This window comes from uncultured Nostoc sp., from assembly GCF_964245445.1.
Lineage (GTDB): Bacteria > Cyanobacteriota > Cyanobacteriia > Cyanobacteriales > Nostocaceae > Nostoc.
Genome location: NZ_CAXTNE010000456.1, coordinates 1 through 3,543, shown reverse-complemented (window position 1 = coordinate 3,543; position 3,543 = coordinate 1). Strand labels below are relative to the sequence as shown.

At 41.4% G+C, this 3,543-nt stretch carries 5 protein-coding genes; 2 read left to right on the top strand and 3 right to left on the bottom strand.

Going from position 1 to position 3,543, the window contains the following annotated elements; translation table 11 throughout:
• Nucleotides 1-60 precede the first annotated feature (60 nt).
• Nucleotides 61-627 (top strand): Uma2 family endonuclease, encoded by a 567-nt coding sequence (locus tag ACFE90_RS37110; RefSeq protein ID WP_375507228.1) that lies wholly within the window; start codon nucleotides 61-63, stop codon nucleotides 625-627.
• 506 nt (nucleotides 628-1,133) lie between these two features.
• Nucleotides 1,134-1,346 (top strand): hypothetical protein, encoded by a 213-nt coding sequence (locus ACFE90_RS37105; RefSeq protein ID WP_375507227.1) that lies wholly within the window; start codon nucleotides 1,134-1,136, stop codon nucleotides 1,344-1,346.
• Between the two features lie 180 nt (nucleotides 1,347-1,526).
• On the opposite strand, the gene ACFE90_RS37100 is transcribed toward ACFE90_RS37105, so the two are convergent.
• From ACFE90_RS37100 to ACFE90_RS37090, 3 genes are all read right to left on the bottom strand, one after another.
• Nucleotides 1,527-1,808: a hypothetical protein gene (locus ACFE90_RS37100; protein WP_100898347.1), complete on the bottom strand. Its 282-nt coding sequence runs from the start codon at nucleotides 1,806-1,808 to the stop codon at nucleotides 1,527-1,529.
• 59 nt (nucleotides 1,809-1,867) lie between these two features.
• On the bottom strand, nucleotides 1,868-2,914 hold the full coding sequence (locus ACFE90_RS37095; RefSeq protein WP_375507226.1) for an ABC transporter permease: 1,047 nt from the start codon (nucleotides 2,912-2,914) through the stop codon (nucleotides 1,868-1,870).
• 80 nt (nucleotides 2,915-2,994) lie between these two features.
• The gene (locus ACFE90_RS37090; RefSeq protein ID WP_375507229.1) at nucleotides 2,995-3,513 is read right to left on the bottom strand and encodes an adenine phosphoribosyltransferase; all 519 of its coding nucleotides are present in this window, start codon (nucleotides 3,511-3,513) and stop codon (nucleotides 2,995-2,997) included.
• Nucleotides 3,514-3,543 lie beyond the last annotated feature (30 nt).

Genomic DNA, 3,543 nt, shown 5'->3' with positions numbered 1-3,543 from the left:
GCCCCATGCCCCATGCCCACTCAGGCTAAAATAGGTAAATACTTTAATTAAAGATGATTTATGAACCAGCCGACAACTGACAGAGTGCGCTGGACTACCGCCGATTTAGAGTTGTTTCCAGATAACGGGAACCGCTATGAAATTATTGACGGAGAATTGTTTGTGACCAGAGCGCCTCACTGGAATCATCAAAAAAGTTGTGTCAGAATTAGCACTTCTTTGGATAATTGGTCACAGACTACTGGTTTGGGAGAAGTTGTGACTGCTCCAGGCATAATTTTTGGCGATAATGATAATGTGATTCCTGATGTCGTTTGGGCTAGCAATGAGAGATTACCCCTACTTTTAGATGAGGCGGGGCATTTGACTGGTGCGCCAGAACTGGTAGTAGAAGTTCTATCTGCTGGTATTGAAAACGAAAAACGGGATAGGGAATTTAAACTAAAGCTTTATTCAGCAAGAGGTGTTAGGGAATATTGGATTGTGGATTGGCGCAAGCAACAGGTGGAAATTTATCGACGCGAACAAGCGAGTTTAAAGTTAGTTGCTACGTTGCTCAATGGTGATGAGTTGAACTCATCCATATTGCCTGATTTTACTTGTGCGATCGCATCCTTATTTACTTAACTAACATAAGTTCGCATAATTGCCGTAATTGCTTACTATTCGCAATTTTTAATATGTTTCAGACTATGCCGATTTTCAATAACTTCAATTAGATAATTCGTTTTGTTAGTTGAGTAGGTTACTTTTTTCAAGATGGCAAAACTACTTTTAATTGCAGAGCGATGTCTACGACGGGCTATTCGGCATCGCACCTTTATTTAAGTAAATGTGAAAACCGCTATAATTGCCATAATTTCCTTACTATTCGTAATTTTCAATAAAAAGTAGAAGCTGAGAAGGTAGCCTACATACGATCTTTTAAATCAAACAGTAACAACACCGTGGAAGTAGATAGAATTCAATTTGAAACGGTAATGCCTGAGCGTGTAGTCAAAATTCCATCAAAGTAACCTGGTGCTAAAACTCAAGTTCAGTTTGGCATTAAGATTACTAACAATACAGCAAATCCTCGTAATTTTCTACTCTTGACAGCGCGTCCAGAATTTTTTCAAGCAAACAAACAAAAGGTGCCACAGTTTGGCCCTAATGTTAATACAGCTGCCTCTCCAGAATTATCCGATTTTAAATTACTAATGCCTGGAGAAAGTGTAACTTTCTTAGTGGAAGGATATTTTGAATGGTTTAAAAGTGAACTGAAGTTTGCATTTATCAGAAAAGATGCTACCTATTGGTGGTATGGCAATTTTGAATTGGGTACATACTCGATTAATGTCATATAGGAAAATCCTTATCCTGCCTGGGAGCAGGCTAGTTGAGGGGATGGAATTATCTCTTTAATGCCAATGCAAAAGCAACCAAGAAACAATTACCTAACACCTGAGATTATCAAAATAGAAGATGTTTGGGTGGGTAAGATTTTTACATTCCCTTTTGAGTTTCGCCTTATCCAGTAATGGAGCTTAACTATGCTGCAAAAACTCAACCTTTGGCAATAACGGGTCAGTCACAATACCCACACCGCTAAAACCCCAGCGTTTGAGCAAGTTTCCCAACTGTGTACGTGGAATAGATTCCACAGAAAAACGATTTGCTACTTCTGCTGCATGGGTGTTGAGATAGCTAAGGGCATCAAAGTTTTCTTGAAACAGCAATAAATAACCTGATGTTTCGGTATCAGGACGAGCGATGAGATAATTACCGTCAGTTTTTGAGCGCACCAAGTAATAGACTTCGGACAGCATGGAGATGGGGGTGGGGAGAGATGGAGTTAAACCAATGACAAATGACAAATGACAAATGACTAATTAAGACTTTCTAGGCGAATGCGTGGATCGGCGGCTTTTAACATCAAATCGGCGATTAAATTACCAGCAATCAGCAACACTGCGCCCATTACCAAGCTTGCCATTAACAAATATAAATCTTGAGCTTGTAAAGCCTGTAGAGTCAACCTCCCTAAACCGGGCCAGTTGAAGAAAAACTCGGCAATGAAAGCACCATTTAATAAACCAGCTAATTCAAAACCCAATAAGGTAATCAAGGGATTTATCGCATTGCGGAGTGCATGAACGTAGATGACGCGATTTTCTGGCAATCCTTTAGCACGAGCCGTTTGGATGTAATCTTGACGCAGCACATCTAATAATTCGCCGCGAGTGATGCGTTGTAAACCAGCAAAACTAGTAATTGAGAGAGCGATCGTCGGTAAAATCATGTGCCAGCCGATATCTAAGATTCTGCCAAACCACGACAGTTCTGAGTGATTGATGCTAGTCATGCTACCGACTGGGAAAAAGGGTGAGGTGATTTGGGCTAAAACCAGCAGCGCTAAGGCAGTGATGAAACTGGGAAAGCCTTGTCCGGCGTAGCTAATTACCTGTAAAACCCGATCTGATAGCTTATTTTGGTTAACAGCTGCAAAGATCCCTAGAGGGATGGCGATCGCCCATGTGACAATTAAAGATGCGATCGCTAATAGCAAAGTCGCTGGTACTCGTTCCCACAACAGCGATGCTACTGAACGTTGATAAATAAAACTCGTGCCAAAATCCCCTTTTGTCAAGATTCGCCATAGCCACAGCCCAAATTGTTCTGGCCAAGACTTATCCAAACCAAACTGCCGCTTGATTTCTTCAATTCTTTCTGGCGATATCTTCGGGTTTTGCCGCAGCGTATCTACATAATCTCCTGGAGCAAGTTGAATAATGAAAAACGATAACGCTGACGCCAACAACAAAGTCAGTAGTGCCTGCAATATCCGCTTTACTACATAAACAAAAGTTTCACTCGTGACTAGCGTTATTAGCCAATCCCGACCTGTCTCCAAGGAAATTCTCGTAGATGTCATTTGTCCTTTGTCCTTTGTCCTTTGTCATCTGTCATTGGTCATTTGTCATTTGTCTTTTGCTAATGACCAATGACAAATAACTAATATTCAATTAGAGAGATAATCGGTACGTCCGGCAGATATTTACGCCCTTCTAAATCCTGTAGCTCGATAATAAACCCAAATCCTACTAGTTCGCAGCCAATTTTCTGCACTAACTTTGCTGTTGCACTCGCAGTTCCACCCGTGGCAATCAAATCGTCCACAATTAAAACTCGGCTACCTTGGTGTAAACCGTCTTGATGCACTTCTAGGCAGTCCATACCATACTCTAGTTCATATTCAATTGTATGAACGGCTGCTGGTAACTTACCTTTTTTGCGGACGGGAATAAAACCAGCTCCTAATTTATAAGCCAGAGGTGAACCAAAAATGAATCCCCTCGACTCTATACCAATGACATAATCCGTCTTTATCCCAGCCTCATTGCATTTTTGTGCTAGAAAGTCAATAGTGTAGCGCAGTCCCTGTGGATCGCGCAGCAGGGTAGTAATATCCCGAAATAAAATTCCGGGTTTAGGGAAATCTGGGATGTCACGAACGAGAGACTTCAAATCCATAAAATGGGGAATTGGGAGTGGGGAGTGGGG